The organism is Tabrizicola sp., from assembly GCF_051645465.1.
Taxonomy (GTDB): Bacteria; Pseudomonadota; Alphaproteobacteria; order Rhodobacterales; family Rhodobacteraceae; genus Tabrizicola.
Genome location: NZ_JBOFBI010000353.1, coordinates 1 through 2,504 on the forward strand (window position 1 = coordinate 1; position 2,504 = coordinate 2,504).

Genomic DNA, 2,504 nt, shown 5'->3' on the forward strand with positions numbered 1-2,504 from the left:
TGTTGATTTCCACGCAGAACTGACCCGGTTAGGGGCGTAATTTCCACTGAGATTTGACCCATGTGACCCTTGTCCCGAGCGCGATGAGCGACGGGGGGTAATGGAGTGATCCACATGGGACTATTGAATGTCATCCGCCGGCTTGCGCTTCGGGAGAAGCTCCCGCTTCGCGAGATCGCACGGCGAACCGGGCTCTCCCGGAACACCATCAAGAAGTATCTGAAGACAGGCGCGATCGAGCCGAAGTTTTCGGTGCCGGAACGACCGAGCAAGATTGACCCATTTGCCGACAAGCTGGCGGGGTGGCTGAAGACCGAGGCCGGCAAGTCGCGCAAGCAACGCCGGCCTCTGACACGGATGCATGCCGATCTGGTCGCGCTTGGCTTCACCGGCTCCTACAATCGGGTCGCGGCCTTTGCCCGCGAATGGCGCGCGGAGCGGCAGCGTGAACAGCAGACGACGGGTCGAGGCACCTTTGTGCCGTTGGTCTTTCAACCTGGCGAGGCTTTCCAGTTCGACTGGAGCGAGGATTACGCGGTTCTGGGTGGAGAGCGTACGAAGCTTCAGGTTGCCCATATCAAGCTGGCGCATAGCCGGGCGTTCCTGGTCCGCGCCTATCTGTTGCAGACCCACGAGATGCTGTTCGATGCCCACTGGCACGGCTTCCGCGTCCTTGGCGGCGTGCCGGAGCGCGGGATCTACGACAACATGAAGACCGCCGTGGATCGCATCGGCAGGGGTAAAGAGCGGCAGGTCAACATCCGCTTTCTCGCCATGGCAAACCACTATGTGTTCGAGCCTGAGTTCTGCAATCCGGCCTCGGGTTGGGAGAAGGGACAGGTCGAGAAGAATGTGCAGGATGCGCGACCGCGGCTATGGCAGCCGATGCCTGACTTCCCCGATCTCGCCGCACTGAACGCCTGGCTCGAGCAGCGTTGCCTGGAGCTTTGGCGTGAGATCCCGCATGGCCGCCTCGCAGGGAGCCTCGCTGATGTCTGGGTCGAAGAGCAGTCCGCACTGATGCCGGTGCCGCCTGCTTTCGATGGCTTCGTCGAGCAGAGCAAGCGGGTCTCACCCACCTGCCTGATCAGCTTCGAGCGCAGCCGCTATAGCGTGCCAGCGTCGTTCGCGAACCGGCCTGTCAGCCTCCGCGTCTACCCGGACCGGCTCGTCATCGCGGCCGAGGGGCAGATACTGTGCGAGCACGAACGGCGAATTGAGCGATCGCATCACCTGCCGCCCCGTACGATCTATGACTGGCGCCACTATCTGACGGTGATCCAGCGCAAGCCCGGTGCGCTGCGCAACGGTGCCCCCTTCGCGGAGCTGCCGTCAGGCTTCCGACGATTGCAAGATCAGATGTTGCGGCGATCCGGCGGGGATCGCGAGATGGTCGATATTCTCGCCTTGGTCCTGCATCACGACGAACAGGTGGTGCTGACCGCAGTCGAGTTGGCCCTGTCCGACGGTGTGGCGACCAAGACCCACGTGCTCAACATCCTGCACCGTCTAATCGACGGCAAGGCGATCGATGGTCCGACCCTCGACGCGCCGCAGGCGCTGCTCCTGCACCGCGAACCCAAGGCCAATGTCGAGCGCTACGACGATCTGCGCGCCCGCAATACCGGAGGCCGCCATGCGTCATGATCCTGCCAGTGGAGCCGTCGTCATCATGCTGCGCAGCCTCAAGATGTATGGCATGGCCCAAGCTGTCACGGAGCTCATCGAACAGGGCGCGCCTGCATTCGAAACGACCGTGCCGATCCTGGCGCAGCTCTTGAAGGCCGAAGTGGCAGAACGCGAAGTGCGCTCCATCGCCTATCACATGAAGGCAGCGCGCTTCCCGGCCTATAAGGATCTCTCCGGCTTCGACTTCGCCGCCAGCGAGATCAACGAGGCGACGGTGCGTCAGTTGCACCGCTGCGAGTTCATTGATGGGGCGCAGAACGTCGTCCTGATCGGCGGTCCCGGCACCGGAAAAACCCATATCGCGACCGCCTTGGGCATCCAGGCCATCGAGCATCATCGGCGGAAGGTCCGCTTCTTCTCAACCATCGAGCTCGTCAATACCCTGGAGCAGGAGAAGGCCAGGGGAAAGGCAGGACAGTTGGCCGAGAACCTGGTCCGCCTCGATCTCGTTCTCCTGGACGAGTTGGGCTACTTGCCGTTCAGCGCCTCGGGCGGCGCGCTGCTCTTCCACCTGTTGAGCAAGCTTTACGAACGCACCAGTGTCGTCATCACCACCAACCTAAGCTTCAGCGAGTGGGCCACTGTCTTCGGCGATACCAAGATGACCACAGCCCTCCTCGATCGCCTCACCCATCGCTGCCACATCCTGGAGACCGGAAACGACAGCTTCCGCTTCAAGGCCAGCACCGCCGCAACAACCCGCAAGAAAAAGGAAAGCACACATGCCTTGACCCAGACATGATCCCATCCGCATAACTTAAAGGTGGGTCACTTCTCGATGGAAAACCCGGGTCAGTTCTGCGTGGAAATCAACA

Annotated in this window: 2 protein-coding genes; both read left to right on the forward strand. The window is 61.7% G+C overall.

The window, feature by feature from the left end; genetic code table 11:
• Nucleotides 1–114 precede the first annotated feature (114 nt).
• Complete coding sequence (gene istA, locus ACRCSW_RS22080) at nt 115–1,647, forward strand: IS21 family transposase (RefSeq protein ID WP_438707807.1); 1,533 nt, start codon at nt 115–117, stop codon at nt 1,645–1,647.
• On the forward strand, nt 1,637–2,431 hold the full coding sequence (istB, locus tag ACRCSW_RS22085) for an IS21-like element helper ATPase IstB (RefSeq protein ID WP_438707806.1): 795 nt from the start codon (nt 1,637–1,639) through the stop codon (nt 2,429–2,431). The genes istA and istB overlap by 11 nt, the downstream gene beginning before the upstream one ends.
• The last annotated feature ends 73 nt before the right edge of the window (nt 2,432–2,504 follow it).

Bases quoted from the DNA above. Each gene is read 5' to 3' on its own strand.
- istA (WP_438707807.1), top strand. From the start codon at position 115: ATGGGACTATTGAATGTCATCCGCCGGCTTGCGCTTCGGGAGAAGCTC.
- istB (WP_438707806.1), top strand. From the start codon at position 1,637: ATGCGTCATGATCCTGCCAGTGGAGCCGTCGTCATCATGCTGCGCAGC.